The organism is Geothrix sp., assembly GCF_030219325.1.
Taxonomy (GTDB): Bacteria; Acidobacteriota; Holophagae; order Holophagales; family Holophagaceae; genus Geothrix.
Genome location: NZ_CP126625.1, coordinates 1,156,777 through 1,181,645, shown reverse-complemented (window position 1 = coordinate 1,181,645; position 24,869 = coordinate 1,156,777). Strand labels below are relative to the sequence as shown.

28 protein-coding genes are annotated in these 24,869 nt (G+C 68.5%); 15 read left to right on the top strand and 13 right to left on the bottom strand.

What is annotated here, in order from left to right:
* The first annotated feature begins 3 nt into the window (after positions 1–3).
* The 6 genes from QOZ81_RS05260 to QOZ81_RS05235 all read left to right on the top strand — a co-directional run bounded on the left by QOZ81_RS05260 (position 4) and on the right by QOZ81_RS05235 (position 6,035).
* Positions 4–858: an MBL fold metallo-hydrolase gene (locus tag QOZ81_RS05260; RefSeq protein WP_291200522.1), complete on the top strand. Its 855-nt coding sequence runs from the start codon at positions 4–6 to the stop codon at positions 856–858.
* A 49-nt stretch (positions 859–907) separates the two neighbouring features.
* Positions 908–2,506, top strand: coding sequence for a DcuS/MalK family sensor histidine kinase (gene dcuS, locus QOZ81_RS05255; protein WP_291200525.1), 1,599 nt, complete (start codon positions 908–910; stop codon positions 2,504–2,506).
* Complete coding sequence (locus QOZ81_RS05250; RefSeq protein ID WP_291200528.1) at positions 2,503–3,219, top strand: response regulator; 717 nt, start codon at positions 2,503–2,505, stop codon at positions 3,217–3,219. Before dcuS ends, QOZ81_RS05250 begins: the two co-directional genes overlap by 4 nt.
* 108 nt (positions 3,220–3,327) lie before the next feature.
* Positions 3,328–4,635 (top strand): C4-dicarboxylate transporter DctA, encoded by a 1,308-nt coding sequence (gene dctA / locus QOZ81_RS05245; protein ID WP_291200531.1) that lies wholly within the window; start codon positions 3,328–3,330, stop codon positions 4,633–4,635.
* Positions 4,636–4,794: 159 nt separating this feature from the next.
* The gene (locus tag QOZ81_RS05240; RefSeq protein WP_291200534.1) at positions 4,795–5,223 is read left to right on the top strand and encodes an ExbD/TolR family protein; all 429 of its coding nucleotides are present in this window, start codon (positions 4,795–4,797) and stop codon (positions 5,221–5,223) included.
* On the top strand, positions 5,220–6,035 hold the full coding sequence (locus QOZ81_RS05235; protein ID WP_291200537.1) for an energy transducer TonB: 816 nt from the start codon (positions 5,220–5,222) through the stop codon (positions 6,033–6,035). Before QOZ81_RS05240 ends, QOZ81_RS05235 begins: the two co-directional genes overlap by 4 nt.
* 6 nt (positions 6,036–6,041) lie before the next feature.
* Here QOZ81_RS05235 and QOZ81_RS05230 read toward each other — a convergent pair whose 3' ends face one another.
* The 3 genes from QOZ81_RS05230 to QOZ81_RS05220 form a co-directional block, all read right to left on the bottom strand.
* Positions 6,042–6,263, bottom strand: a complete 222-nt coding sequence (locus QOZ81_RS05230; protein ID WP_291200540.1) for a hypothetical protein — start codon at positions 6,261–6,263, stop codon at positions 6,042–6,044.
* 78 nt (positions 6,264–6,341) lie between these two features.
* Positions 6,342–6,638, bottom strand: coding sequence for a hypothetical protein (locus QOZ81_RS05225; protein WP_291200542.1), 297 nt, complete (start codon positions 6,636–6,638; stop codon positions 6,342–6,344).
* A gap of 26 nt (positions 6,639–6,664) precedes the next feature.
* Complete coding sequence (locus tag QOZ81_RS05220) at positions 6,665–9,379, bottom strand: protein kinase domain-containing protein (protein WP_291200545.1); 2,715 nt, start codon at positions 9,377–9,379, stop codon at positions 6,665–6,667.
* A gap of 139 nt (positions 9,380–9,518) precedes the next feature.
* Here QOZ81_RS05220 and QOZ81_RS05215 point away from each other — a divergent pair, with 139 nt between their 5' ends.
* Complete coding sequence (locus tag QOZ81_RS05215) at positions 9,519–10,751, top strand: hypothetical protein (protein ID WP_291200547.1); 1,233 nt, start codon at positions 9,519–9,521, stop codon at positions 10,749–10,751.
* Here QOZ81_RS05215 and QOZ81_RS05210 read toward each other — a convergent pair.
* The 3 genes from QOZ81_RS05210 to QOZ81_RS05200 are packed head-to-tail and all read right to left on the bottom strand — an operon-like array spanning position 10,735 to position 13,125.
* Positions 10,735–11,256, bottom strand: coding sequence for a hypothetical protein (locus QOZ81_RS05210; RefSeq protein ID WP_291200549.1), 522 nt, complete (start codon positions 11,254–11,256; stop codon positions 10,735–10,737). The two genes, QOZ81_RS05215 and QOZ81_RS05210, sit on opposite strands and share 17 nt — an antisense overlap.
* A gap of 58 nt (positions 11,257–11,314) precedes the next feature.
* Positions 11,315–12,442, bottom strand: a complete 1,128-nt coding sequence (lpxB, locus tag QOZ81_RS05205) for a lipid-A-disaccharide synthase (protein WP_291200552.1) — start codon at positions 12,440–12,442, stop codon at positions 11,315–11,317.
* The gene (locus QOZ81_RS05200; protein ID WP_291200555.1) at positions 12,439–13,125 is read right to left on the bottom strand and encodes a hypothetical protein; all 687 of its coding nucleotides are present in this window, start codon (positions 13,123–13,125) and stop codon (positions 12,439–12,441) included. Before QOZ81_RS05200 ends, lpxB begins: the two co-directional genes overlap by 4 nt.
* 28 nt (positions 13,126–13,153) lie before the next feature.
* Here QOZ81_RS05200 and QOZ81_RS05195 point away from each other — a divergent pair, with 28 nt between their 5' ends.
* The 5 genes from QOZ81_RS05195 to QOZ81_RS05175 all read left to right on the top strand — a co-directional run bounded on the left by QOZ81_RS05195 (position 13,154) and on the right by QOZ81_RS05175 (position 15,802).
* A complete protein-coding gene (locus QOZ81_RS05195; RefSeq protein WP_291200558.1) occupies positions 13,154–13,516 on the top strand; it encodes a DUF2203 family protein in 363 nt (120 codons plus the stop codon).
* Positions 13,516–13,866: an MGMT family protein gene (locus QOZ81_RS05190; RefSeq protein WP_291200561.1), complete on the top strand. Its 351-nt coding sequence runs from the start codon at positions 13,516–13,518 to the stop codon at positions 13,864–13,866. Before QOZ81_RS05195 ends, QOZ81_RS05190 begins: the two co-directional genes overlap by 1 nt.
* 38 nt (positions 13,867–13,904) lie before the next feature.
* Positions 13,905–14,141, top strand: a complete 237-nt coding sequence (purS, locus tag QOZ81_RS05185; protein WP_291200564.1) for a phosphoribosylformylglycinamidine synthase subunit PurS — start codon at positions 13,905–13,907, stop codon at positions 14,139–14,141.
* The gene (gene purQ / locus QOZ81_RS05180; RefSeq protein ID WP_291200567.1) at positions 14,141–14,839 is read left to right on the top strand and encodes a phosphoribosylformylglycinamidine synthase subunit PurQ; all 699 of its coding nucleotides are present in this window, start codon (positions 14,141–14,143) and stop codon (positions 14,837–14,839) included. Before purS ends, purQ begins: the two co-directional genes overlap by 1 nt.
* A 105-nt stretch (positions 14,840–14,944) precedes the next feature.
* Positions 14,945–15,802 (top strand): AraC family transcriptional regulator, encoded by an 858-nt coding sequence (locus QOZ81_RS05175; RefSeq protein WP_291200570.1) that lies wholly within the window; start codon positions 14,945–14,947, stop codon positions 15,800–15,802.
* A gap of 65 nt (positions 15,803–15,867) precedes the next feature.
* On the opposite strand, the gene QOZ81_RS05170 is transcribed toward QOZ81_RS05175, so the two are convergent.
* The 3 genes from QOZ81_RS05170 to QOZ81_RS05160 are packed head-to-tail and all read right to left on the bottom strand — an operon-like array spanning position 15,868 to position 18,234.
* Positions 15,868–16,236, bottom strand: a complete 369-nt coding sequence (locus tag QOZ81_RS05170) for a hypothetical protein (protein WP_291200573.1) — start codon at positions 16,234–16,236, stop codon at positions 15,868–15,870.
* 44 nt (positions 16,237–16,280) lie between these two features.
* On the bottom strand, positions 16,281–16,577 hold the full coding sequence (locus QOZ81_RS05165; protein WP_291200575.1) for an Ada metal-binding domain-containing protein: 297 nt from the start codon (positions 16,575–16,577) through the stop codon (positions 16,281–16,283).
* 49 nt (positions 16,578–16,626) lie between these two features.
* Complete coding sequence (locus QOZ81_RS05160) at positions 16,627–18,234, bottom strand: amidase (protein WP_291200578.1); 1,608 nt, start codon at positions 18,232–18,234, stop codon at positions 16,627–16,629.
* A 122-nt stretch (positions 18,235–18,356) separates the two neighbouring features.
* Here QOZ81_RS05160 and QOZ81_RS05155 point away from each other — a divergent pair, with 122 nt between their 5' ends.
* The 3 genes from QOZ81_RS05155 to QOZ81_RS05145 all read left to right on the top strand — a co-directional run bounded on the left by QOZ81_RS05155 (position 18,357) and on the right by QOZ81_RS05145 (position 20,322).
* Positions 18,357–18,545, top strand: a complete 189-nt coding sequence (locus QOZ81_RS05155) for a hypothetical protein (RefSeq protein WP_291200581.1) — start codon at positions 18,357–18,359, stop codon at positions 18,543–18,545.
* A gap of 71 nt (positions 18,546–18,616) precedes the next feature.
* Positions 18,617–20,035: a type I glutamate--ammonia ligase gene (gene glnA / locus QOZ81_RS05150; protein WP_291200584.1), complete on the top strand. Its 1,419-nt coding sequence runs from the start codon at positions 18,617–18,619 to the stop codon at positions 20,033–20,035.
* Positions 20,036–20,133: 98 nt separating this feature from the next.
* A complete protein-coding gene (locus QOZ81_RS05145; protein ID WP_291200587.1) occupies positions 20,134–20,322 on the top strand; it encodes a hypothetical protein in 189 nt (62 codons plus the stop codon).
* 4 nt (positions 20,323–20,326) lie between these two features.
* On the opposite strand, the gene QOZ81_RS05140 is transcribed toward QOZ81_RS05145, so the two are convergent.
* From QOZ81_RS05140 to QOZ81_RS05125, 4 genes are all read right to left on the bottom strand, one after another.
* A complete protein-coding gene (locus tag QOZ81_RS05140; RefSeq protein ID WP_291200590.1) occupies positions 20,327–20,875 on the bottom strand; it encodes a DUF922 domain-containing protein in 549 nt (182 codons plus the stop codon).
* Positions 20,872–21,330, bottom strand: coding sequence for a methyltransferase family protein (locus QOZ81_RS05135; RefSeq protein WP_291200593.1), 459 nt, complete (start codon positions 21,328–21,330; stop codon positions 20,872–20,874). The genes QOZ81_RS05140 and QOZ81_RS05135 overlap by 4 nt, the downstream gene beginning before the upstream one ends.
* 13 nt (positions 21,331–21,343) lie before the next feature.
* Entirely contained in the window at positions 21,344–23,644 is a 2,301-nt protein-coding gene (gene purL, locus QOZ81_RS05130; RefSeq protein WP_291200596.1) for a phosphoribosylformylglycinamidine synthase subunit PurL, read from the bottom strand.
* Between the two features lie 61 nt (positions 23,645–23,705).
* A complete protein-coding gene (locus QOZ81_RS05125; protein ID WP_291200599.1) occupies positions 23,706–24,845 on the bottom strand; it encodes a PilZ domain-containing protein in 1,140 nt (379 codons plus the stop codon).
* Positions 24,846–24,869 lie beyond the last annotated feature (24 nt).

Here is a 24,869-nt window from a genome sequence, read left to right as displayed (position 1 = left end):
TCCATGCAGTTCGGTCCCTGGGATGTCCAGATCGTCAGCGGCGGCACCTTCCGGCTGGATGGCGGCGCCATGTTCGGCACGGTGCCCAAGGTGGTGTGGAACAAGATCTACCCCGCCGACGAAGAGAACCAGATCCTCATGGCCACCAACTGCCTGCTGATCCGCGGCGAGGTGGGTGGCAGGAAGCACGTCATCCTCGTGGACAACGGGAACGGCGACAAGGAGACCGACGACTTCATGGCCCGCTTCAAGTTCCAGGGCCGGGGCGTGCTGGACGCCAGCCTCGCCGGGCACGGCGTGAAGCCCGAGGACATCACCCTCTGCATCCTCACCCACCTGCACTTCGACCACGCGGGGGGCAGCACGCGCTTCGATGCCGACGGCAGGATCGTCCCCAGCTTTCCCAACGCCCGCTACGTGGTGCAGGCCCAGGATCTCGCCGATGCCAGGCACCCGCACCTGCGCGTGAAGGCCAGCTACCTGCCCCAGAACTGGGAACCCATGGAGGCCGCGGGCATCCTGGATACGGTGGAAGGCACCACCGAGATCCTGCCCGGCATCTCCGTGCGTCCCGCCCCCGGCCACATCGAAGGCCTGCAGAACGTGGTGGTCGAAGGCGGCGGTCAGCGCCTCCTGTACCTGGCCGACCTCATCCCCACGGCCCGCCACATCCAACCTGCCTGGGTCATGGGCTACGACCTGGACGTGGTCACCTGCGTGGACGAGCGCCAGAAAGTGCTCGCGGAAGTCACGGGGGACGGCACGGTCTGCGTCTTCGAGCACGACCCCGACATCCCCGCGGGCACCGTGAGCCGGGACGCCAAGGGGAAGTACCTGGTGGCGCCGGTCAGCCTGTAGCCCCGGGGTGACGCTCTCCTGGCCGGGACCGGCTAGGATGATCCATAACATGCCGCGGGTGCGCCCAATCCTCCAGCTCCGGACCAGGATCACCCTCCTGGTCTCCTTGATTCTGGGCCTGGCCCTGCTCCTCACCGGCATCCTGGTGCACTGGCGGATGGAGCAGCAGACCCGGGAGGCCCTGGGCGAAAAGGTCGTGCTGCTGTCGCGGATCATGGCCGAGTCTGAAGTGGTGCGGGAGGGGCTGGTGGGAAGGCGCCCTCCAGGTCAGGTCCAGGACCTGGCCGAACAGATCCGGATCGAATCGGGCGTGGACTATGTCGTCGTCATCGACATGAACGGCCTCCGGCTCTCCCACCCCAACCGGTCGCTCATCGGGGCGCACTTCGCCGGTGGTGACGATGCGGATGTCTATCGGGGGCGATCCTACCTCTCCGTGGCCAAGGGCACGCTCGGCGTCTCCCTGCGGGCCTTCACCCCCGTCCGGGATGGGGACCGGCAGGTGGGCGCCGTGGCCGTGGGGCTGCTCCAGTCCGGCGTGGACCGCGCCGTCGTCAGCATCCGCAAGCGCATCGCCCTGGGCGGGGTCATCGGCTTCGCCGCCGGGATCCTGGGTGCCCTGTACCTGGCCGGCCGCATCAAGCGGATCCTGATGGGCATGGAGCCCCAGGAGATCTCGACCGTGCTCCAGCAGCGCAACGCCATGCTCCATTCAGTCCGCGAGGGCATCATCGGGGTGAACCGGGATCTGGTCGTCACCATCGTCAACGAGGAGGCCCTGCGGCTCTTCGCGCTGGCCGGGAGCCACGGCGAGCTGGTGGGCCGCAACGTCGAGGAGGTGCTGCCCAGTTCGAGGCTCCGCACCATCATCGAGACCGGCCAGGCCGAGTACGACCAGGAGGGCGACATCCTGGGCCTGCCCATCCTGACGAACCGCGTCCCGGTGCTGGTGGATGGGCGCATTGCCGGGGCCGTGGCCACCTTCCGCGACAAGACCCAGGTGAACCGCCTGGCCGAGCAGCTGACCGGGGTCCGCTTCTATGCCGATGCCCTCCGGGCTCAGACCCACGAGTTCATGAACAAGCTCCACGTGATCCTCGGACTGGTCCGGCTGGAGGAATACGACCGCCTCAAGACCTTCATCACCGGCGTGGCAGGCCGCCTCGACGACGAGGTGGGCTTCGTGGTCCAGCGGATCAAGGACCCCGTCGTCGCCGGCTTCCTGCTGGCGCGCTTCGCCTCGGCGCGGGAGCAGAACATCCACATGCAGCTGGATGCGGAGGCTTCGCTATCTCCGGGCGCCGACGACGGGTTCTCCCACGACCTGGTCACCATCCTGGGCAACCTCCTCGAGAACGCGGTCGAGGCCATCGGGGACGGGCCCCGCCGCGAGATCCGCGTGGTCCTCCGCCCCGAGGGATCCTGGCTGCACCTGGCCGTCGAGGACACAGGGCCTGGACTGCCGGAATCCATCCGGGCCCGCGGTTTCTCCCGGGGGGCCTCCACCAAGGGCGAGCACCGGGGCTTCGGGCTCTGGCAGGTGGCCCGCACCCTCGAGGCCCGCGGCGGGCGCCTGCTGGCGGAGAATCAAACCGAGGGCGGTGCCCGCTTCTCAGCCACCATCCCGCTGCCCGGGGAGGAACCATGATCCGCGTGCTGCTGGTCGAAGACGATCCCATGGTGGCCGAGCTCAACCGGCTGTACCTGGGGCGGGTGCCGGGCTTCGAGATGGTGGCCTCCGCCCGGAGCGCCTCCGAGGCCCTGGACCTGCTCCGGACCCACACCGTGGACCTGCTGCTGCTGGACATCTTCATGCCCGGGCAGAGCGGCCTCGAGCTCATGGAGGAGATCCGCAGGCAGGCCCTGGATGTGGATGTGATCTTCGTGACCGCGGCCAGGGATGCGGCGACCATCGACCGGGCCCTGAAGCTGGGCGCGGTGGACTACCTCATCAAGCCCTTCGAGTTCGAGCGGCTCAAGCAGGCCTTCGAGCGCTATGGCGAGACCCGACGCCTGATCCGGGAGGGGCAGACCCTCGACCAGACCGAACTCGACAAGCGCCTGGCCCGCCGTCCCGCCGAGCGGCCGGCGACGCAAGGGCTCCCCAAGGGCCTGGACCGGAACACCCTGGACAAGGTGCTGCAGGCCATCGCCGCCTGGCAGGGGGATCCCTCCTGGTTCACCAGCGAGGAGATCGGCCAGCAGGTGGGCATCTCCCGGGTGTCCGTCCGGAAGTACTTCGAGTTCCTCTGCACCCTGAAGGTGCTCCGCATGGAACCCGGCTATGGCACCGGCGGCCGGCCGGTCCACCGCTTCCAGCTCCAGCGGGCCTACCTGCGCGAGGCCCACCGGTTCCTGTGACCGGCGTTACAAGGCCGCTTACAAAAGTTCCAATTCCTGGAATCAACTTCCAGAACGACCGACTTCCACCAGGACCGCCGAGGATAGGGAAAACCCCCCGGAGGTCCCATGATCAAGCGCGCTGCAACGAAACTGTACAACTGGGTCGCGGTCGCCATCGTCCTCGGCGCCCTGCTCGGCCACTTCTTCCCCATCATCGCGGTGAAGATGCAGCCCCTGGCCGACGGCTTCATCGCCCTCATCAAGATGCTCATCCCGCCCGTGATCCTCTGCAGCGTGGTGCTGGGCATCGCGGGCTCCGGCAGCATCAAGAAGGCCGGCCGCGTGGGCGGCAAGGCCATCCTCTATTTTGAGATCGTCAGCACCCTGGCGCTGGTGATCGGACTGGTCATGGCCAACGTCTTCGGGCCCGGCCGGAGCTTCCATGCCGATCCATCGAAGCTGGATCCCAAGCTGGTGGCCGGGTACGTGGCGCAGGCGCAGCACATGACGGTTTCGGAGCACCTGTTGAAGATGATCCCCAAGACGATGTTCAGCGCCTTCACGGACGGCGACATCCTGCAGGTGCTGCTGATCTCCGTGCTGCTCGGCTTCTCCGTGGCCGCCATGAACGACAAGTACAAGGCGCCCCTCATCGGCTTCCTGGAGAACGTCAGCAAGATGTTCTTCGGCGTCATGCACCAGATCCTCTACCTCGCCCCCATCGGCGCCGGCGCCGCCATCGCCTACACCATCGGCAAGTTCGGCCTGAAGTCGCTGGTGCCCATGGCCCAGCTCATCTTCCTCTTCTATGCGACCTGCGCCATCTTCATCTTCGTGGTTCTGGGCATCATCGCCCGGTTGGCGGGCTTCAACATCTTCAAGGTGGTGGGCTACATCAAGGACGAGCTCCTGCTGGTCATGGCCACCAGCTCGTCAGAGTCGGCGCTGATCCCGCTCATGGAGAAGATGGAGAAGCTGGGCCTGTCGAAGTCCATCGTGGGCCTGGTCATCCCCACCGGCTACTCGTTCAACCTGGACGGCACCAACATCTACATGACCCTGGCCTCGCTCTTCATCGCCCAGGCCCTGGGCATCGAGCTCACCCTGGGCCAGCAGATGGGCATCCTAGTGGTGGCCATGATCACCAGCAAGGGCGCCGCGGGCGTCACCGGGTCCGGCTTCATCACCCTGGCCGCCACCCTGGCGGTGGTGCCGGGCATCCCCGTGGCCGGCATGGCCCTGATCCTCGGCATCGACAAGTTCATGTCCGAGGCCCGCGCCATCACCAACCACATCGGCAACTGCATCGCCGCCGTGGTCATGGCCAGCTGGGAGAAGGAGCTGGACTGGGAGACCTTCCACGCCACCCTCGGCAAGTCGAAGTCCCCCGCACCCTTGGCGGAAGTGCCTGCCCTGGCCGGCGAAGTCGAATAGCGTTCTCTGATCCAGGAGGAAAGCGGGAGCCGGGGCTCCCGCTTTTTCTTGGGCCGGCGGGCGGTCTGCCGGAGACCGGGGCCGCAGGGCCCGGGATCCAGCCGCGCCGTTGCCGGGGTCGCCACGCGTTAGACTGGAGCCCTCTAGCCCGGGAGCAGCATGGCCTTCACCCCAGGATCCAGGCGCGGCGCCATGGCCGACATCAACATGACGCCGCTCATCGACGTGATGCTGGTGCTCCTGATCATCTTCATGATCGCGGCACCCATGATGACCACGGGCGTGGACGTGAAGCTTCCGGAGAGCCGCACCGGACGCAACCTGGAGAGCGAGGCGCTCACCGTTTCCATCACCTTCGACGGGCGCCTGCAGTTCGGCCAGGCCTTCATGCCCCTGCCCGTCCTGGCCAACCAGCTGAAAGCCAAGGCCCAGAGTGACGGCAAGCGGCCCGTGCTGGTCCGCGCCGACCACAACGTGCCCTACGGCCGCGTCATCCAGGTGGTGGACGCCATCCGCGAGGCCGGTTTCACTCAGGTGGGCTTCGTCACCGCCGCTGCCCCCGCGGCGCCCCCCATCGACCTGAGATGAGCCAGGATCTGCAGGCCTACCTCCGCAGCCGCGCCCACCTCGGTGAGCTGCGCTGGGGCCCCGGTCTGGCCCTGAGCCTGGCCCTGCACCTGACCCTGGGGGTGGCCTTCTTCTGGCCCCGGGGGGGCGGCGCGGAGAAGCCCGAGGAAGTGAAGGTCACCTGGGTGAACCTGCCCTCGGCCTTGGCCGGCGCCTCCGGCGGCTCCGAGGCCATGGAGGTGGGCAAGTCCGGAGAGCGCCTGCGCCGGGTGGAGGAGGTGGCCCCGGTCCGCCAGACTGCCCCCTCGGCCACCGCCCCCGATCCCTTCGCCGCCAAGACCACCACGGCCGCCGCCCGGGGCGACAACAAGGACGCCGCCAGCCAGGGCACGGGCACCACGGCCGCCAAGGGCAAGACCGCCACGCCGACCCCCGTGGCCGGGGCCGTGGGCACCGGTAACGGGGCGGCCTTCGGCGCGGGCAGTGGCATCCCCGGACTGAACCCCACCTCCGGCGTGCAGGGCGGCGTGGGCTTGGTGGGGGGCGTGGACGGGGACTTTCCCTACACCTGGTACCTGCAGCAGGTGCAGACCCGCATCACCAGCAACTGGAACCGCGTCTCCAGCACCCAGGGCCGGGTGCAGATCTACTTCCGCGTCGCCCGGGACGGCAGCCTCGACCGCGTGCGCGTGGAGATCCCCAGCGGCAACGCGGCCATGGACGAGAGCGCCCGCATGGCCGTGCTGCGCTCCGCGCCCCTCCAGCGGCTGCCGGAGGGGTACGAGGGGCAGTATCTCGGCGTGCGGTTCTGGTTCACGTACCTGGGGAACTGAGGGCGCCTAGGGCCTTCCCCCTCCGGGATCCGGGTCGATGACGATCAGCTTCAGCGAGGTCATCGATCTCGGCGTGAAGATGAGCTTGTACCTGCCCGGAGGGAGGCACTGCGATTTGCCTTTCGGCCCCTGGATTTCCCAGTCGCCGAGCACCACGATGGTGACCGTCGCAGCTTCGGTCGGGTCCATTTCGAACTGTCTTTGCCTGTAGAGCGTCGCTGAGCACATGGCATCTCCTGGAATGGGGGCCGGGGTGGTGGGGAGGGCCTTGAGGATCAGTGCTGCGAAGGGAGGACCGAAGTCGGGTCAGGGCAAGGGGACGCCGGCCCGCTCACCACCGCCGGGGTCCGGGTCGATGATGAGCAGGGAGAGGTTCGCCGAGCCGGGCGGGAAAAGAAGGGTGTACTCGCCATCTGGCATCGGCGTGGTGATCTCCCTGCCGGTGTGGTCGAAGGTGATCACATGCCACTTCTTCAGGGCCTTGAGATGGATGCTCCGAGGGTTCTCCTGGTTCTCGTCGACCTGATCGAAGCACCATCCCTTCGCACCTCCGGGGTCGATCCGGTCGTTCATCGTGTCATGCCTGAAGGGCTTGCTGTTCATGACGCCTCCTTGGGTGGATGACGGGTTCAGGGGTTCGGGTTTCGTTTCAAAGGTGCGCGCGTTCTCGCTTTGCCAGACCAGGCAGCGAGGAGAGCCTTCAGCTCGTCCTGGTGCTCGGGGTCTTCACTTCTCGGCAGGGCCAGGGCCTGCGACAGGTTTTCCATCGCGGCCTTGTCCCGTCCTTGCTGGTGGTCCACCCAGGCCCTGGCACGCCAGACATGCGGGATATCCCTGCCGGCCAGGCGCCGGGCCTCCTCGATGAGCCGCTCGGCGCCGGTGGCATCCGACTGGCGGGCCCTGCATTCGGCGAAGGTGGCCAGGGCCTCGGCCTGATTCTGGGGCGTGCCCTTCTTCCGCAGGCAATCCAGCGCCTCCAGCAGGCGCTGGGAGGCCGCGACCGGTTTTCCCCTGGTTCGCAGGACATCCCCCAGGCGATAGAGCGCCCGCCCCTGGAGAAGGACCATGTCGTGCTCCCGGGCGCCCTTCAGGGTGGCCTCGAAGCGGCTGGCGGCCTGGTCCAGCCGACCCTGCATGTAGGCGGCGATGCCCAGCAGGAGGGTGGCTCTGTACTCGCCTTCCACATCTCCAAGCTCCTTTCGCAGCAGCAGCACCTCCTGGATGGCCTTTTCCGCCTGAGCCACCCGGCCCTCATCGAGGTCCATCACCGCCAGGTTGTTCAGGACGACCGCTCGGTGCTTCGGGTTCAAGCTGACCTGGGCATCTTCGTAGGCGGCCTGGTACAGGGCCCGGGCCTGGGGTGCACCGTCGGGCCGGTATTTGGCCAGGTTGGCGAGGTCCACCCGGATGGAGGCGCGAAGGCCCCGGTTTCCCGTGGCCGTGACCTTCTCCTCGGCGGACCGGAGCACCTGCTGGGCCTGGCCCCATCGCTCCCGGGTGGTCCAGTGGACCCCCAGGTGATCCAGGACCAGGGCCTGGAGATCGGTGTCCCCGGTGGCCTCCCCCAGCTTGAGCGCCTGTTCCAGGAGCGGCACCTCCTCATCCGACCGCTTGTCGTTCCGGCGGGCCAGCAGGGCGAGGCCGATCAGGGACTCGGCCTCGGCATATCGATCGGCCATCTCCCGGGCGGTGGTATGGGCCCACATGAAGGTGGGCAGGGCCTTGGAATCCCCCCGCTCGTAGAGCACCTGGCCATACCGCATGACGGCCGGGGCGTAGCGCGGGGCGAGGTGCGCGGCCCGCTCCAGCAGCGGAAGGGCCCGGATCGCGTCCCCCCGCTTCAGCAGGTCGAGCCCCTGGCCATAAGCCTCAAGCGCCTCCTTGGAAGGCAGGGGCGGAAATTCCGGGGGCCGGCCCAGCGGCGTCACGGAACGGCTGAGTTCCTGGACCAGCGCCGGCACCGACCATTCCGGCTCGTACTCCATGCCTCGGGACAGCACTTCACGGCTGGCCCGCCGCCTGCCGTGGCGGTCCAGCAGCCTCACCCGCAGGGCTTTCTGGCCCGTCTCGGGCAGGGTGGAGAGTTCTCCAAACAGAATGAGGTCCGCTCCCGTACGCTCCAGCAGGCGGGGGAGAAACTCCGACGGCTCGCCCTTCAGCCGGGGGCGTTCATCGTCCTTGCCCAGATCCTGCACCACCCGCACCTGCGGGAAGGAGCGGAGGACGTGCTCCAGCAGGTCGGTGGTGACGATCTCGGCCTCTGGGTCGAGGGCCGGTTCAGGGGTGAGGTTCCGGATCGGCACCACCACCAGCCGCGCCTGGCGGGTGGCGGAGAACTCCGGGATGGCCCCGCGCGCGTAGGACCAGAAGCCAAGCCCCGCCACCAGGAGGGTGCTGGCCGCAGTGAGGGTGACCCACCACACGGGCGAAGCGGGCGCCGAGAGGCGGTCCAGCGTCTGCACCACCTCCTGGGCCGCAGGGCGGATGTCGGGATCGGGAGACAGCAGGCGGTCCACTAGGTTCCAGAGCGCCCGTGGTCCCGGGGCCTGGAAACCCGAACCCGAGCGCCGCTTCAGCACGCTCCGCGCCCAGGGATTGCCCCTGCCGTGATCAGGCTGGTTCTTCTCCCCCGTGAGGGCCATGGCCGTGATGACGCCCAGGGCGTACAGGTCAGCGCTGGCCGATCCGGTCTCCCCCATCAGCAGCTCCGGCGCCATGAAACCCCGGGTGCCCATGATCATGCCGGGCTGGGTCAGCGACGTGACGGGTTCGCCGCAGTAGTCCGTGGAGGCGTCCTCGCCCGCGGGAGATGACCACCCCGGTTCCGTATCCTCCGAGGAGGCCTGCCCAAGGGACTTGGCCAACCCGAAATCGAGGATCTTGGCCGCCCCGTCCCAGGTGACCAGGATGTTCGACGGTTTCAGGTCCCGGTGCACCACGCCCTTCGCGTGGGCCGCGGCCAGGGCGATGGCCACTTCCCGCACCAGCCGGATCACCCGCTGGACCGGCAGCGGCCCCCGTTCGATCAAGGCCGACAGCGGTTCCCCATCCACCCACTCCATGGCCATCACCAAAGTGCTGCGATGGTCCAGCCAGTCGTACACATGGCAGATGCCCGGATGGTCGAGCTTGGCGAGAATCTGGGCTTCGCGCTGGAAGCGGACGAGCGCCGCCTTCTCGCTGGCATGCTCGGCGCGGATGACCTTCAGCGCGACGCGACGTTCGAGTGTCGTGTCCCAGGCGCGAAAGACCTGGCCCATGCCCCCTTCCGCGACAAAGTCCTCCACCCGGTAGCGGCCGACCACGTCACCGGGCAGGAGGGGAATGAGGAGCTGGGGATCCATGGGGCGGCGGCGCGGGGCGGCGTCACTGCAACGGGACGACCCGCACAGGCAAGAGGCCTTCCTTTCCGGATGTTGGGATAGTCGGAAAGAATATTAACCCCCTTGTCCAGGGTCTTGTGCCCGGACGGGCGGGAGGCCGGTGGCGCACCGATCCGATCACCCGGGCTACACTCCCAAAATGCCCTTGCTCCTGCCCCTGTCCCTGCTCCTCTGCCTGGCCCAGGCCCCCACGCCCTGCACCCTGAGCCTGGAGCCTGGAGAAGTTCGGCCCGGCGAATCGGTGCTGCTGACCTGGGCCTGTCCGCAGGCGCCGCAGATCCGCCTGGAGCCAGGCGGCATGGTGCTGCCCGGGAAGTTCCAGGTGACCTTGCGACCGGCCTATACCACCACCTACCGCGTGTTCGATGCCCGGCCTGGCGGGGCCGAGTTGGGCAAGGCGGAGGTGCGCGTCACGCCCGGCATGGCTCTGGGGGATCCGGCCCGGATCTGCGCCTTCGATGCCAGTGCCAAGGCCGTGCTGCCCGGCGAACCCGTCGTCCTGAAGTGGGAGTGCGCCGGCAGCGCTAAGGTGCGCCTGGAGCCCGGCGGTCTCGAACTGGACGGCAAGAGCGAGGTCACCGTCACCCCCCTGGAGAGCACGCGGTACACCATCACGGCCAACAACGCCGCCGGGGGCCAGAGCCGCACCGTGGAGGTCTCCGTGCTGGGGCGCCTGACGGCGGCCCTTCCTCCGGCCACGGCCACGGTCTGCACCTTCGAGGCAAGCCGCACGGTGGTGAAACCCGGCGAGCAGGTGGACCTGCGCTGGCTGTGCCAGGGTAATGCCAAGGTCCGGCTGGAGCCCGGCGGCTTGGAGCTGGACGGCCAGTCCAGCATCGCCGTGGTGCCCGACAAGACCACGGTCTACACCCTGAGCGTGAGCAACCTCATGGGCGGCTCGTCCCGCAGTGTGGAGGTGCGGGTGGAGGCCCCCCGGCGCATGCTCACGGAGAAGGATCTGGAGAGCCCCGAGGAGGCCATCAAGCCCCTGGACCGCATGGACCTGAATGAGGCCCTCCACCGTGGCGAGGCACTCAGGAGCGCAGCCCCGGAAGGCTCCTGGACCATGCGGCTGGTGGTGTCAGGCCGCTCGGAGGGCCTCAAGCTGGTGGCCCGGGCAGCGGGATCCAGGGCGGCGGACCTCCTGATCCTGCCCTTCGTCCGCAAGGATGGGCTCCGCTTCTGGCAGGCCTGCTTCGGCACCTACCCGAGCCGGACCAAGGCCTTGAAAGCCTGGCAGAGCGCCCCGGAGCCCCTGCGGAAGACCTTCCAGGACGCCCTGCCGCAGCGGATGGCGGTGGCGATCGACCAGGTACCTACTCGCCGCGAGTGACTTCCAGCGTGAAGGCCTCGCCGGTCATGTTGGAATCCAGCGTGTCCACGATGAAGTAGATCGTGCGGGGCTCCGGACCGGGGTTTTTGTAGGTGGCCTGGGGTTCCCCGGTGGCGATCCGGTTCTGCAGCAGTCCGACCTCCTCGCGACCCCAGGCGTTCACGCCCAGAACGCGGAACCAGCCCTTGCGCCCCTCCACCACGTGCGCCTTCACGGACGCGCCACCAGGCACCTCGATGGCGTAGGCCCGCCACCCGCTGATGTCGGGGATCCGGTCCTTCACGCGGACGCTGCCGCCTGGCAGTTGCACGGCGGGAAGGGAGGGCCCCCGGCGGGCGGCATGGCGGGCCTGGCCGAAGGCGCTGCGCTCGGCGCCGGCATCGGGGACGCGAGGGGCCATGGGCCCCCGTGGGGCCGGTGCCAGATCCTTGGCCTCCACCTCGGGCAGCGGCGTCTGGGGGACCTGCAGCACCAGCATCGGAACGGTCAGGAGCATGGGGTTCATGGGACACCTCCCTTCCTGAGATGCCGCGAGGGGTCGTGAAGGTTCGTCCCTGGACCGGTCAGAGCTTCCCGAGCAGGTCTTCTGCCACGCGCCCGGCAGCCCCGGGCTCGCCCAGGTGCCCGCGCACGTCCCCCAGCTCGGCGCGCACGCGCCGAGCCGTCTCGGGCTCCAGCAACCGCGTCAGCTCCACCCCGAGGCGCTCCGGATTGACCTCGTCCTGCAGCAGTTCCACCGCCACTTCCCGCCCGGCCACCACGTTGGCCAACCCGAAGTGGGGCACCTTCACGATGTGCCGGGCGATCTGGTAAGTGAGCGCGTTCAGCCGGTAGACGATGGCGAAGGGCGTGCCCAGCAGGGCCGTCTCCAGGGTCGCGGTCCCCGAGGCCACCAGGGCCGCATCGGCGTAGGCCCGGGCGGCGTAGGTCCGGTCCTGGACCAGGGTGACGGGGGCGCCGCCGAGGTGGGCCCTCACGAAGGTGGGGTCCAGCGTCGGCGCCACGGGCAGCACCCACTGGACCTCGGGCCGCTCCTGCCGCCATCGCCGGGCCAGCTCGGCCATGGGGGGCAGCAGCCGCTGGATCTCCCCCGTGCGGCTGCCGGGCAGCAGGGCCACCAGGGGTCTGGCCCGATCCAGCCCCGTCTCCCCGAAGAAGGTGCCGCGGTCGCACTCCGGCTTCACCACCTCCACCAGGGGATGCCCCACGAACCGGGCGTCCACGGGGTAGCCGCGGAACAGCTCCGGCTCGAAGTCGAAAAGGCAGTAGAGGGTATCGAGGGTCGTTCCCAGATCCGGAATGCGGCCCTTCTTCCAGGCCCACACCTGGGGACACACGTACTGGTGGAGCTTCACGCCGGGCTGCTGCCTCCGCAGGGCCTTGGCCAGCCGCAGGTTGAAGCCGGGATAGTCGATGAGCAGGGCCGCGGAGACCGATTCCTCCCGCGCGGCGGCGAGGATCTCCTTGAAGAGCCGGTTCAGCCGGGGCAGGTGCCGGATGACCTCGATGAAGCCCACCACGGCGAGGTCCTTCACGTCGGCCAGCTTTCGGTCCAGGAAGGGCGTCATGCGGGGGCCGCCCACGCCGATGATCCTCAGCCCGGGCTCGCGGAGCTTCAACTCGCGCAGCAGTTCCGCGCCGTGCAGGTCGCCGGAGTCCTCGCCGGCGATGACGAGCAGGGTCCGGGTCAAGCGCGCTCCCCATCCCGGTTCAGGTGCCGGCCGAAGACGAGGCTGTCGTCGGGCACCACGGGTCGTCCCAGCATCGTGGTGGGCATTTCCGCAGGGAAGATGACCGGCGGGTACGCCACCCCCAACGCCTCGGCCTGGGTGCGGAAGGCCTCCGGGTCCGTCGCGGCGATGGCCATGTCCCACCGGTAGCCCAAAGCCTGGAGTGGATGAAGGTCTGTCCGCGGCTCGCATACGGCGCACCAGAGCCGGTCGGCCAGCGGCTCGGCGTCCAGGATGGCGGGATGCCAGCAGAAGCCGACGGCCTCGGCGCGGGCCTGGTGCAGGAGGTCCAGCACCGTGGCTTCCGAGCCCGCTTCCAGATGCAGTGCCAGCTTGATCCCCCGCCCCGAGGTGGCCTCCAGCAGGGTCTCCAGGTGCCCAAGGATCCGGAAGCCGGCCTCGCGCGTCTCCGGATGCCGCACGGGAATCACCAGGAAATCCGCGCCGAGCCCGTGCCGCAGCACCTCCAGGGCCTCCTCCACCGGCGCTTCGCCGGGTAGGTGGACGGCATGGATGGCCACCCCCCGCCGCGCAACCTGGGGCCACTGCCCGTGCAGGACGCCGTCCCACTGGAGCGTGACCGGACCCAGGGCCAGCCAGGGCGCTGGATCAAAACTCGACGGAATCAGGGGCACGAACCGCATGGGTTTATCATGGAGCAACGGAGGCACCATGGGCCGCATTTTCACCCTGGACGAAGCGCGGGTCCTGATGCCGCAAGTGAAGGCCACGACGGAACCTGTCTACACACTGGCCGCCAGTCTGGCTGAGGAACTGAGCCAGGCCGAGGATGCCAAGGACGAGACGCGGGCCGAGGCCCTGCGGGAGCGGCTGCAGGTCCTGGTGCAGAGCTGGCAGCAGAGCATGAACGACCTGGAGGCGGAGGTGAAGGGGCTCTGGCTGGTGGACTTCGACTCCGGCGACGGCTACTGGTGCTGGGCGTACCCCGAGGAGGACCTGGGCCACTGGCACAGCTACGAAGGAGGCTTCTGCTCCCGCGTGCCCGCAGACCAGCGCCCGGGGGTGCAGGCCTAGTGAAAAGCAGCAAGCGCATCGAGCCGGGAGACCCGCCCGCGGACTTTCGCGCCGCCGTGCTGGCCATCGTGAAGAAGATCCCCAAGGGCCGGCTGGCCTCGTACGGGCAGATCGCCGCCCTGGCGGGCTTCCCCCAGCGCCCTCGGCAGGTGGGCATGGTGCTGTCGGGCCTGCCGGAGGGCACCAGGCTGCCCTGGCACCGCGTGGTCAACACCCGGGGCTACGTGCCCAGCCGGGGCCGCTGGTGGGGCGCCTTCGAGCAGATCGGGCGCCTGCGCGACGAGGGCATCGAGGTGGACGACCTGGGCAACCTGGACCTGGAAGCCCACCGCTGGAAGCCACGCGGCTGAAGGGCTTCCCTCAGGTAGACTGGAAGCCGGAGGGCCCCATGAAGGTGCGTGTGTCGGTGCAGTTGAAGCCCGGGATCCTGGATCCCCAGGGCAAGGCGGTGGAACAGGGCCTGCATGGGTTCGGCTTTGCCGTGGACCACGTCCGCATCGGCCGCCTCATCGAGATGGACGTGCCGGGCACGGACCCCGCCGAGGTGAAGGCCAGGGCCCTGGCCATGTGCGAAAAGCTCCTGGTCAATCCTGTGATGGAGAAGGCCTCCATCGAGGTGCTGTGATGCGGGTGGCCGTGCCGGTCTTCCCCGGCTCCAATTGCGATCACGACGCCCTGCATGCCTGTGGCACGGTGATGGGCTGGGAGACGATCCCGGTCTGGCACCAGGAGACGCGCCTGCCCGAGAACACCGAACTGGTCTTCGTGCCCGGCGGCTTCAGCTACGGCGACTACCTGCGCTGCGGCGCCATCGCGGCCCTGGCGCCCATCATGGCTGACGTGAAACGCCACGCCGACAACGGTGGCCTGCTGCTGGGGGTGTGCAACGGCTTCCAGATCCTCTGCGAGGCCCAGCTGCTGCCCGGCGCCCTGCTGCGCAACGAGTCGCTGCGCTTCATCCATGCCGACGTCCACCTGCGCGTGGAGCGGGCCGACCTGCCCTTCACCCGGGCCATGAAGCCCGGCGAGGTGTTCCAGGTGCCCATCGCCCATGCCGAAGGCAACTTCACCCTGGATCCCGCAGACCTGGCGGACCTGGAGGCCCGGGGCGGCGTGGCCCTGCGCTACTGCTCCTCGAAGGGCGAAATCGGCGAGGCCCACGTGCCCAACGGCGCCATGAACGGCATCGCGGGCATCGTCAACGTCCGGGGCAACGTGCTGGGGATGATGCCCCACCCCGAGCGGGCCGTGGACCCCAAGCTCGGCCCCACAGGCGGCCTCGGCATGTTCAGGAGCCTCGCGGCAGCCTTCGCCCGGGCCTGACGGGGATCACAAATGACGGCGCTGTGAAAATCGCCCGTCCTCAGGATGATTTTCCTGTCATCCTCCCGTAATGCCTCGGTAGGCATCTCTTTTTATTCCTGAGCCATGAGCGACCCAGAAGCCAAAAACCTCCTGACCTATACCAGTGGACCGCTCCGCTTGGCCGTGCTCAAGCGCGATCCTGTGCCGTCCAAGATCCTGCCCGCCCGGGACGCCTGGACGCTGCTGCAGCCCACCCACGCCGTGCGCGTGTGCACCGGCGAGGACCGCGAGGAGGGGGTGATCCGCTCCGGCGACCTGGCCCTGCTGCTGCCGGGTTTCGGCCACACGCTGAAGCGCCATCACGCGAACACGCCCTTCGGCTTCACGGCGCTGTTCATGGAAGGACCCTTCCCCGAGCCCCTGCTGTCCTCCCTGCAGCATCCGCCCCGCAAGTGGCAGGAATCCAGCTTCGCCGTGCTGCGCAGCCTCAGCCTCAAGCAGCTCTTCAGCATCTTCACGCAGGAGCTGACGAATCCCGATGGCGTGCAGCTGATGACGCGCGAGCTGTTCCTCATCCTGCTGGGCGCCGAGCTGTCGCGCCTGACGGAGAAGGAGGACCGGGGCCGCTTCCCTTACCGCCTGAACCGCTCCACCCTGCAGCTGGTGCTGGACCACATGGAAGTCCACCTGGGCGCCAAGAACAGCGTGCCTGAGCTGGCCACCATGGCCCGCTGCACGCCGGACCACTTCATCCGCCTCTTCCGCGAGGCCACCAGCACCACGCCCCACCAGTACCTCATCGAGCGGCGCCTGCAGCGCGCCGTCACCCTGCTGGCCAACGGCGAGCGGCCCAGCGACGTGGCGAAGATCCTCGGCTTCTACGACGCCAGCGCCTTCACCCGCGCCTTCAAGCGCCGCTTCGGCGTGCCCCCCAGCGAGTACGCCCAGGAAGCCTACGACCGGCAGTTCCCGAAGAAGTAGGACTTCGTCCTCACTCCAAAATACGGGCGCCTTCCGGCGCCCTTTTTTTGGAGTTAGAGAAATGCTTATTTAGCAGCCTTTTCGGTGACGGCCTTGGCCTTGGCGGCGCCCTTCTCGGCCCCCTTCTTGGTCTTGCCCTTGGCCTTGTCGGTGCCGGTCTTGGCGGCGCCCTCACCCTTGGCGGTGGCGGCCTTCACCTTGTCGCTGGCGCCGGGAATGGCGCCCGCCTTGGCGTCGGCCTTGGCATCCGCCTTGGCCTTGGCGTCCGTGACCTTCTGGTCGGCCTTGGCCTTGGCGTCCTCAGCCTTGGCATCGGCCTTGGCCTTGCCCGCATCCACGGCAGCGTCCGCCTTGGCCTTCAGCTCTTCCTTGGTGGGAATCTGGGCCGAGAGCACCAGAGACGCGCCGAGCAGGATCGGAAGCAGCACCTTCATAGGAACCTCCACGAATGGTCATTTGACTGAGGACTGAGGACTTCCTACGGCTTGCAGACCTTGCAGGCCTTGTAGCCGGCCTTGTCGGCTTCGGCAGCGGAGGCGAAGGACGTCTTGTTGGCCTCCTTGATCTTCGCGGCGGCCTTGCAGTCGGCGCGGTGGTAGGTCTTGGAGTCCTTGTTGGCCAGGATGGCGCTGGCGGGCTTCGCCGCGGGAGCGGGAGCGGCCGGCTTGGCGGCGGGGGCGGCGGGCTTGGCCGCTGGCGCCGGCGCGGGCTTGGTCTGGGCCAGGGCCGCCACGGAGGCGGCCGCGAAGAGGAGGGCAAGCAGGGCTCGGTTCATGAATGCTCCTGTGGGGAATGGCCCAGGGTGCGGGGGGCCGGGGTGGATGTCAACGGGGTACGGCGGCGGTCGCCGGGAACCTCGGCGCCCGCCGCGCCCGGGTGGTCTGCTCGAAGGCGAAGGCCAGCCTGAACAGAATCCCTTCCTGCCAGGGGCCGCCCACGAAGGACAGCCCCACGGGCAGCCCGAAGGCGAAGCCGGCCGGCACGGTGAGGTGGGGACAGCCGGCCACCGCCGCGGGGCTCGAGAAGCTGAGGCTGGAGCTGTCGCCGTTGACGTGATCGATGAGCCAGGCCGGTCCGCCCGTGGGGCCCACAAGCGCCTGCAGCTGATGCTTCTCCAGCAGGCCCGTGATGTCCCGGCGGGCCTGGGCGCAGGTGTCGAGGGCCTTCAGATACGCCGCATCCGTCAGCGGCCCCTTGGCCTGCGCCTGCTGCAGCAGTTCCTGGCCGAAGAAGGGCATCTCCTCCTGGCGCCGCTGCTCGTTGAAGGCCATCAGGGTGGTCAGGTCCTCCACGGCGCCGCCCCGGCCCCCGAGGTAGGCGTTCAGGTCCGCCTTGAACTCGTAGAGCAGCACCTCGAATTCCGCATCGTCGTAGGCCGCGGACTTCAGCTCCACGTCCACGAGCGTGGCCCCCTGGGCCTTCAGGGTCTCCAGGGCGGGCAGGATCACCGCATCCACGTGGGCGTGGACGCCCAGGAGGTTCTTCACCACGCCGAGACGGGCGCCCTTGAGGCCGCCCTTCGCGAGGAAGCGGGTGTAGTCCACATCCCGCCGGGCATCCGCCTCGCGGGTGGCGGCATCCCTGGAATCCGTGCCTGCCATCGCGCCCAGCAGGAGGGCCGCGTCGCGCACCGTGCGCGTCATGGGCCCGGCCGTGTCCTGGGTGTGGGAGATGGGGATGATCCCGCTGCGGCTCAGCAGGCCTACCGTGGGTTTGAGGCCCACCAGGCCGTTGGCGTTGGCAGGACTCACCACGGAGCCGTCCGTTTCCGTGCCCACGGCCGCGGCGCAGAGGCTGGCCGCGGTGGCAGCACCCGAGCCGGAGCTGGAGCCGCTGGGACTGCGGTCCAGGGCGTAGGGATTCCGCGTCTGGCCGCCGCGCCCGCTCCAGCCGCTGCTACTGCGGGTGGAGCGCAGGTTGGCCCACTCGCTGAGGTTCGTCTTCCCCAGGACCACCGCGCCTGCTTCACGCAGCTTCGCCACGATGAAGGCGTCCTCCCTGGGCGCAGGCGCCTCCGCCAGGGCCAGGGAGCCGGCCGTGGTCTTCATGCGGTCGGCGGTGTCGATGTTGTCCTTGATGAGCACCGGAATGCCATGCAGCGGCCCGCGCGGCTTCCCCGCCTTGCGCTCCGCATCCAGGGCCTGGGCGATGGCCAGAGCCTCCGGGTTCAGTTCGATGACCGAGTTCAGCTTCGGGCCGGACTGGTCCAGGGCCCGGATGCGCGCCTGGTAGCGGCGCACCAGGTCCACCGAAGTCCAGCGCCCCCCGGCCAATCCGGCCTGCAGGTACTCGATGCTGGCCTCCTCCAGCACCAGGCCCGCGGCGGCCGGAGCCTTCCTGCCCGCCCCCATGAGCGCGCCGGCACTCATGGCCAGGCCCGCGCCCAGGAAGGTGCGGCGATCGAAGGCTGGGGAATCCGGATGGCGGGTCATGGGCTGTCCTTGGAAGGCTGGATGGATCATAGCAACGACCGTCCGCCGATTCCCGGCGCGGGCTCGCCGATCTGGAGCGGCATCCTGAGGAGGAGCTGCGCAGCCTTTCCGAGGAGGTCCCCATGGTCGCGTTCCTGCTCTGGCTCATTCTGCTGATCTTCTGCTGGCCGCTGGCCATCCTGGCGCTGATCCTCTATCCGCTGATCTGGCTCCTGCTCCTGCCCTTCCGCATCCTGGGCTTCGCCGTGGAGGGCGCCTTCGGGATCGTGCGGGGCCTGTTCCTGCTGCCGGGGCGGATCCTCCGGTCCTGAGCGAGGGTTGAGCCAGATCACACTCTTTGTTGATTCGTCGATCTACAATGACCGGGTCCCGTGGAGGCCCCGTGTTCACCGGTTTCGAGCAGGCTCGGCAGTACATCCAGGCGCATTCGGTCCGCATGATCGACCTGATCTTCAGCGACCTCTGGGGCCGCTGGCACCACGTCAGCATCCCGGCTTCGCAGTTCAACGAGCAGCTCATGCGGGACGGCGTGGGCTTCGACGGCTCCAGCGTGGGGCTGAAGTCCGTGAAGTCCGGCGACATGGTGCTGATCCCCGACCTGGCCACCGGCTACATGGACCCCTTCTGGGACCTGCCCACCCTCAGCTTCATCTGCTCGGCCTTCGAGGCCGACACCAAGGCGCCCTTCTCCGTCGATCCCCGCAACATCGCCATCCGCGCCGAGGCCTATCTCCGGGAGACGGGCATCGCCGACCAGAGCATCTGGGGGCCCGAGTACGAGTTCTACGTCTTCGACAAGGTGAGCTACGAGAACGGCGTGAACACGGCTTCGTACCGCGTCGACAGCCGTGAGGCCGACTGGCACAGCCACGAGGGCGGCCACGGGCACTTCATCCCCCTGCATGGCGGCTACCACGCCATGGCGCCCAAGGACCAGCTCTACAACCTGCGCGCCGAGATCTGCATGGAAATGGAGCGCATGGGCGTGGAGGTGAAGTACCACCACCACGAGGTGGGCGGCCCCGGCCAGTGCGAGATCGAGACGCCCCTCTTCCCCCTGCTGAAGGCGGGCGACGCCACCCAGATCGTGAAGTACGTGGTGAAGATGGTGGCCCATCGAAAAGACCAGACGGCCACCTTCATGCCCAAGCCCCTCTACGGGGAGGCCGGCAGCGGCATGCACTTCCACCAGATGCTCATGAAGGCCGGGAAGAACCTCTTCTACGACGAAAACGGCTACGGCAAAATGAGCCAGGAGGCCCTCTGGTACATCGGCGGCATCCTGGCCCACGGCCCGGCCCTGCTGGCCATCACCAACCCCAGCACCAACAGCTACCGCCGCCTGGTGCCGGGCTTCGAGGCCCCCATCAGCGCCTTCTTCTCCCTGGGCAACCGCTCGGCGGCCATTCGGGTGCCCAAGTACGCGGACCAGCCGGAGACCGCGCGCTTCGAATTCCGTCCGCCCGACGCCACCTGCAATGTCTACCTGGCCCTGGCGGCGCAGCTGCTGGCGGGCATCGACGGCATCCAGAAGAAGATGGATCCCACGGCCCTGGGCTTCGGCCCCATCGACCAGAACATCTTCAGCTGGAACGAGGAGCAGCGCCGGAAGATCAAGAGCCTGCCCACCAGCCTCACCGAAGCCTGCGACGCGCTGGAGGGCGACATGGACTTCCTGCTGGCCGGGGGCACCTTCGAGCGCCTGCAGCTGGAGGACTACCTGAAGCACCTCCGCGCCCAGGAGGCCGCCGTGCGCAACCGTCCCCACCCCTACGAGATGGCCCTGTACTTCGAGGCCTGATGGATCGAGGCGGAGTGGCGCCAACCAGCAGAGGGCCCGATATTTCCTCCGGGCATGGCCCGCACCCGAGGGTTCCCCGGGCCGCGCAGGAGGACGCCATGGAACTCGATCTGGACGCCAAGGAAATGGAACTCCTCACCCGGACCCTGGAGCACCGCCTCGAGGACCTCCAGCGGGAGATCCACCACACGGATCGCGCGGCCTTCAAGGCAATCCTCAAATCGGATGAGGCGACGCTGCGCGCCCTCCTGGGGAAGCTCAAGACCCCCATCGCCATGGGGATGTGAACCGTCAGCGCTCCACCCAGCGTTCGCCGACCATCTGCGCCAGCCGCTGGTCCCAGGTCCGCTGGGCCGCCCGGTCCCGCATGTGCTGGGTCTCGGCGTCGTAGGTCTTCTCCAGGTCCACGTACTTCCGCAGGACCTGATCGAAGAGGTCTCTGATCTCCACTTGAGGGCGCGGGCCGAACCGGCGTTCCGTGGCCGCCTTCTTGAATTCCAGGGCGCACAGAAGGCCCAGCGTGTAGTGCCCCTGCTCGTGGTTCAGGAGCTCGGCACTTCGGGCGCCCCGGAGGGCGTGGGGTCGCACCCAGGAGCGATCCCCCAGCTGGTTCCAGACCCTGACCGTGATCCGGAAGCCATCGCCCTCCCGGACCGGCGCCTCGTAGCGGTAGTGCACAGTCCAGTAGGTGTAGGCGTCAAAGGGTTTGTCCGCTTCGGGAACGCCCCGGAAATCGGTCCAGCTGAGCCGCCGGTTCTCGATCTGCCGGTGTTCGTCGGCCGCCATGAGCGGGGCGGCGATCAGGAGGCAGAGGGCCGCGAACCGCGAAAGCGGCCTCATAGCCATCGCCTCACGCGCCGGGTGTAGGCCTCATATTCGTCCCCGAACAAGGCGAGCAGGCGGGCCTCCTCCCGGACGATGACCAGACGGTCCAGCAGGAGGACCAGCACCAGGGCCATACCCAGCACCCAGGCCGAATCCAGCAGGATGCCGAAGCAGACCATCAGGGTCGCGAGGCCGAGGTAGAGCGGGTTCCGCGTCCAGCGGAAGGGGCCCGAGGTCAGGAGCGCCGAGGCCACGCCATTGGGCTCCGGCGTGGTGCCCATGCGCCGGAAGGTCAGCAGGCCCCAGCCACCGTGGAGGATCACCAGCCCCAGCATCAGCCCGCCCAGGCCCAGCCTGACGGTCAGCGGCAGGCCGAGGCCCAGGGGGTGGACAAATCGGAGTCCCGCACCCAGGAGCAGGCAGCCGAGGAAGAGCAGGGGCGGCTGGGGGGACTTCCCGGGGGTGGGCAAGGCGTCCTCAGGATCAGCCCAGGGCCGCTTCCAGGGCGTTGGCGTACAGCCCCTTCAGCTCCGCGGCATCCGCGTCCAGCAGGGGCTGGCCGTCCACGGCGACGGTGAGGCGAGCGCCGCCGGCGGTGCCGATCTTGGCGCAGGGCACGCGGTGCGTGGCGCAAAGCGTCGCCAGGCTGCCTTCGCCCTCGCCACTGACGCTGACCACGATGCGGCCCACGGACTCGCCGAAGAGCAGGCTGTCCAGGCGCAGGGCGCCCTTGGTCAGCATCAGCTGGCAGCCCATCTCGCCTCCGAAGGCGCTTTCGAGCACCGTCGTCAGGAGGCCGCCCTCGCTGGTGTCATGGGCGCTGCGGATCAGCCCGAGGCGGATGCCTTCGCGCACGCAGGCCTGCAGGCGCAGCTCCTCGTCCAGGCGCAGCTCGGGGCAGGCGCCCTCGGTGCGGCCCGTGCGCAGCTTCAGGTACTCGCTGCCGCCCAGTTCCTCGCGGGTCTCGCCCAGCAGGAAGATGCCATCGTGGGCCGCGCGGAAGCTGGAACCGCAGATGCGGTTGCCCACTTTCGATAGGGCCGTGGCATCGGGTGCGTCGATGGCCACCGGGCCCGCGCAATCCTCGACCAGGCCCACCGCCGCGATCATGGGCGTGGGGAAGATGCTCTGACCTTCCGTGTCGTTGTAGAGGCTCACGTTGCCGCTGACGATGGGCACGTCGAGGGCTAGGCAGGCTTGGCGGATGCCCAGGCAGCCCTGCTCGAAGGTCCACATGTTCTCGGGCTTCTCGGGGTTGCCGTAGTTGAGGCAGTCCGTGAGGCCGATGGGCTCGGCGCCCACGCAGGCGAGGTTGCGGCAGGCTTCGGCCACGGCGTGGGCCGCACCCCAGAAGGGGTCCAGGTAGCAGAAGCGGCTGTTGCAGTCGCTGCTCATGGCCACGGCCTTGTTCGTATCCTGGCCGGCCTCGTCCTTCACGCGGATGATGCCCGCGTCGCCGCGGCCCATGCCCAGCAGCGTGTTGCTTCGGACGGTGCCGTCGTACTGTTCGAAGATCCAGCGCTTGCTGGCCACCGTGGGCTGCTGGAGGATCTGGCGCAGGGTGCGCTCCACCTCGGTGGGCTTGAGGTCGGCGGGCAGCGGCGCGGCGTTCACCGCATCGAGGTAGCCGGGGCGCTGGCGGGGCCGATCATACTTCGGCGCCGCGTCCACCAGGGGCTGGATGGGCAGGTTGATGACGGACGCGCCGTGCCAGCTGCCGATGAAGCGGCCGCTGTCCGTGACCTCCCCCACCACGCAGGCATCGAGTCCCCACTTGTGGAGCACGGCGATGATGTTCGGTTCGCAGCCGGGCCGGGCCACCAGCAACATGCGCTCCTGGCTTTCGCTGAGCATCAGCTCGAAGGGCGTCATGCCCTCCTCGCGCTGGGGCACCTGGTCCAGGCGGATCTCCAGGCCGGTCCCGGCGCGGCTGGCCATCTCGAAGCTGCTGGAGGTGAGGCCCGCGGCGCCCATGTCCTGGATGCCGATGACCCAATCGGTCTTGAAGATCTCGAGGCAGGCTTCCAGCAGCAGCTTCTCGGTGAAGGGGTCGCCCACCTGCACCGTGGGCCGCTTCTCCTCGCTGCCCTCGCCGAATTCCGCCGAGGCCATGCTGGCCCCGTGGATGCCGTCGCGGCCCGTCTTGGAGCCGATATACATGACCTTGTTGCCCACACCGGAGGCGAAGCCCTTGAAGACCTTGTCGCTGCGCAGCACGCCCAGGGTGAAGGCGTTCACGAGGATGTTGCCGTTGTAGCTGGCGTCGAAGGCCGCATCGCCGCCCAGCATGGGGATGCCCATGCAGTTGCCGTAGCCGGCGATGCCCGCGGCCACGCCCTTGACCAGGCCCTTCATGCGCGGGGCGTTGATGTCCCCGAAGCGCAGGGAGTTCAGGTTGGCCAGGGGCCGGGCGCCCATGGTGAAGACATCGCGCAGGATGCCCCCCACGCCCGTGGCGGCGCCCTGGTAGGGCTCGATGAAGCTGGGGTGGTTGTGGCTCTCCATCTTGAAGGCCACGGCCCAACCGTCGCCGATGTCCACCACGCCCGCGTTCTCGCCGGGGCCCTCGATGACCCGCGGGCCCTCGGTGGGCAGGTTCTTCAGGTGGATGCGGCTCGATTTGTAAGAGCAGTGTTCGCTCCACATGGCGCTGAACACGCCCAGCTCGGAGTAGGTCGGCAGGCGGCCGTCCAGGAGGCGCAGGATGACCTGCCATTCGTCCTTGGACAGCCCCAACTCCAGGGCCAGGGATTCGGTGACAGCCGGTTCGTGGGCAGCGGACATGGAGGCTCCGGAAGCCTTGATTCTACCGGTTCCCGCCCCTCCGAACGAGGCTTGACAAGCGTCAGGCGGGTTCGGCGTCCATGGGCGCCATGGGGGATTCCCCGCCCTCGTAGGTGCGGCGCAGGACGCCCTGGACGAGGCGCTGGAAGAAGGTGCCGCGCTCGGGGTTGAACACGATGGACACCGCGGCCTTGAGCTCCGTGCCCAGTTCGAGCAGGGCGCCACCCTCGATGCCGGTCCCCAGGAGCAGGAAGGGCACCCGTCCCTGGATGCTCTCGACCATCGGCTTGAGGCGACGACGCTCATCCAGGCTGAGGCTGGGCAGGTGGTAGAGCACCAGGGCCGGCCTCAGGTTCAGGGCATCCTTCAGGGCCGCCATGGTGGGGGGTACCCGCTTGAGCGCCTGGAGCCCGCCCAGGAGTCCCTGCAGCGACTCCTCCAGGGCCGCGTCCCCGGAGACCAGGACCAGCCCGGTGGGCCGGCCGAGCACCACCTTTGGGACCCCGGAAGGGGTGGCGGTCTCCACGCCGCGCTGCGCGATCCGTTCGAGATCCTCCTCCCGCTTCTCGAAGACCCAGCGGGACAGGGGGTGCAGGACCTGCTCATCCAGCTGTGGGCGGTACTCCACGCCGAAGGTGCGGCCCTGGACATGGCGCAGCTTCACTTTGCTGTTGATGCGGATCTGGTCCGTCACCTGGATGGTCACAGCCATTTCCTGTCCCGGCTCCAACTCCCCATCCATGAAATCCCGACTGCTGTAGATCCTGGCACCTGTGGTGCTGACGTTCACGAGGGTCCCCACGATCAGGTCGTACTTGGGCGTGCTGAAGGTGACGGGGATCCGGCCCACGCGGTCGACGCGGTACGAGCCACGGTGATCTTCGTCCTGGAGCACATCCGGCAACCGCAAACGCAGCGTGCGTCGGCCGTCGTACATGCCGAAGCCCTTCATCTCGGTGGGGGCCTCCAGAAAGCTGACCCCGTGGGGGAACCGCATCTTCAGCCCGGCGTTGCGCAGACCAAAGGTGGCGTCCTCCTGGCCCATGGTCGCCACGACGTGGAACTCGGAGCCATCGACCTTGACGAAGGACGATTCGAACCGGAGGTAGGGCGTCACCAGGATCAGCAGCTCACGGCGACCGCACGCGCGCTGGAAGATCTCCAGGATGGTCTCCGGATTCCGGATCAGGTTGCCTGCCAAGGCTCCTCCACAAGTGTTCTTGCT

Coding starts and splice junctions, on each gene's coding strand:
- QOZ81_RS05260 (WP_291200522.1), top strand. CDS start 4: ATGCAGTTCGGTCCCTGGGATGTCCAGATCGTCAGCGGCGGCACCTTC.
- dcuS (WP_291200525.1), top strand. CDS start 908: ATGCCGCGGGTGCGCCCAATCCTCCAGCTCCGGACCAGGATCACCCTC.
- QOZ81_RS05250 (WP_291200528.1), top strand. CDS start 2,503: ATGATCCGCGTGCTGCTGGTCGAAGACGATCCCATGGTGGCCGAGCTC.
- dctA (WP_291200531.1), top strand. CDS start 3,328: ATGATCAAGCGCGCTGCAACGAAACTGTACAACTGGGTCGCGGTCGCC.
- QOZ81_RS05240 (WP_291200534.1), top strand. CDS start 4,795: ATGGCCTTCACCCCAGGATCCAGGCGCGGCGCCATGGCCGACATCAAC.
- QOZ81_RS05235 (WP_291200537.1), top strand. CDS start 5,220: ATGAGCCAGGATCTGCAGGCCTACCTCCGCAGCCGCGCCCACCTCGGT.
- QOZ81_RS05230 (WP_291200540.1), bottom strand. CDS start 6,263: ATGTGCTCAGCGACGCTCTACAGGCAAAGACAGTTCGAAATGGACCCG.
- QOZ81_RS05225 (WP_291200542.1), bottom strand. CDS start 6,638: ATGAACAGCAAGCCCTTCAGGCATGACACGATGAACGACCGGATCGAC.
- QOZ81_RS05220 (WP_291200545.1), bottom strand. CDS start 9,379: ATGGATCCCCAGCTCCTCATTCCCCTCCTGCCCGGTGACGTGGTCGGC.
- QOZ81_RS05210 (WP_291200549.1), bottom strand. CDS start 11,256: ATGAACCCCATGCTCCTGACCGTTCCGATGCTGGTGCTGCAGGTCCCC.
- QOZ81_RS05200 (WP_291200555.1), bottom strand. CDS start 13,125: ATGCGGTTCGTGCCCCTGATTCCGTCGAGTTTTGATCCAGCGCCCTGG.
- QOZ81_RS05195 (WP_291200558.1), top strand. CDS start 13,154: ATGGGCCGCATTTTCACCCTGGACGAAGCGCGGGTCCTGATGCCGCAA.
- purS (WP_291200564.1), top strand. CDS start 13,905: ATGAAGGTGCGTGTGTCGGTGCAGTTGAAGCCCGGGATCCTGGATCCC.
- purQ (WP_291200567.1), top strand. CDS start 14,141: ATGCGGGTGGCCGTGCCGGTCTTCCCCGGCTCCAATTGCGATCACGAC.
- QOZ81_RS05175 (WP_291200570.1), top strand. CDS start 14,945: ATGAGCGACCCAGAAGCCAAAAACCTCCTGACCTATACCAGTGGACCG.
- QOZ81_RS05170 (WP_291200573.1), bottom strand. CDS start 16,236: ATGAAGGTGCTGCTTCCGATCCTGCTCGGCGCGTCTCTGGTGCTCTCG.
- QOZ81_RS05165 (WP_291200575.1), bottom strand. CDS start 16,577: ATGAACCGAGCCCTGCTTGCCCTCCTCTTCGCGGCCGCCTCCGTGGCG.
- QOZ81_RS05160 (WP_291200578.1), bottom strand. CDS start 18,234: ATGACCCGCCATCCGGATTCCCCAGCCTTCGATCGCCGCACCTTCCTG.
- QOZ81_RS05155 (WP_291200581.1), top strand. CDS start 18,357: ATGGTCGCGTTCCTGCTCTGGCTCATTCTGCTGATCTTCTGCTGGCCG.
- QOZ81_RS05145 (WP_291200587.1), top strand. CDS start 20,134: ATGGAACTCGATCTGGACGCCAAGGAAATGGAACTCCTCACCCGGACC.
- QOZ81_RS05140 (WP_291200590.1), bottom strand. CDS start 20,875: ATGAGGCCGCTTTCGCGGTTCGCGGCCCTCTGCCTCCTGATCGCCGCC.
- purL (WP_291200596.1), bottom strand. CDS start 23,644: ATGTCCGCTGCCCACGAACCGGCTGTCACCGAATCCCTGGCCCTGGAG.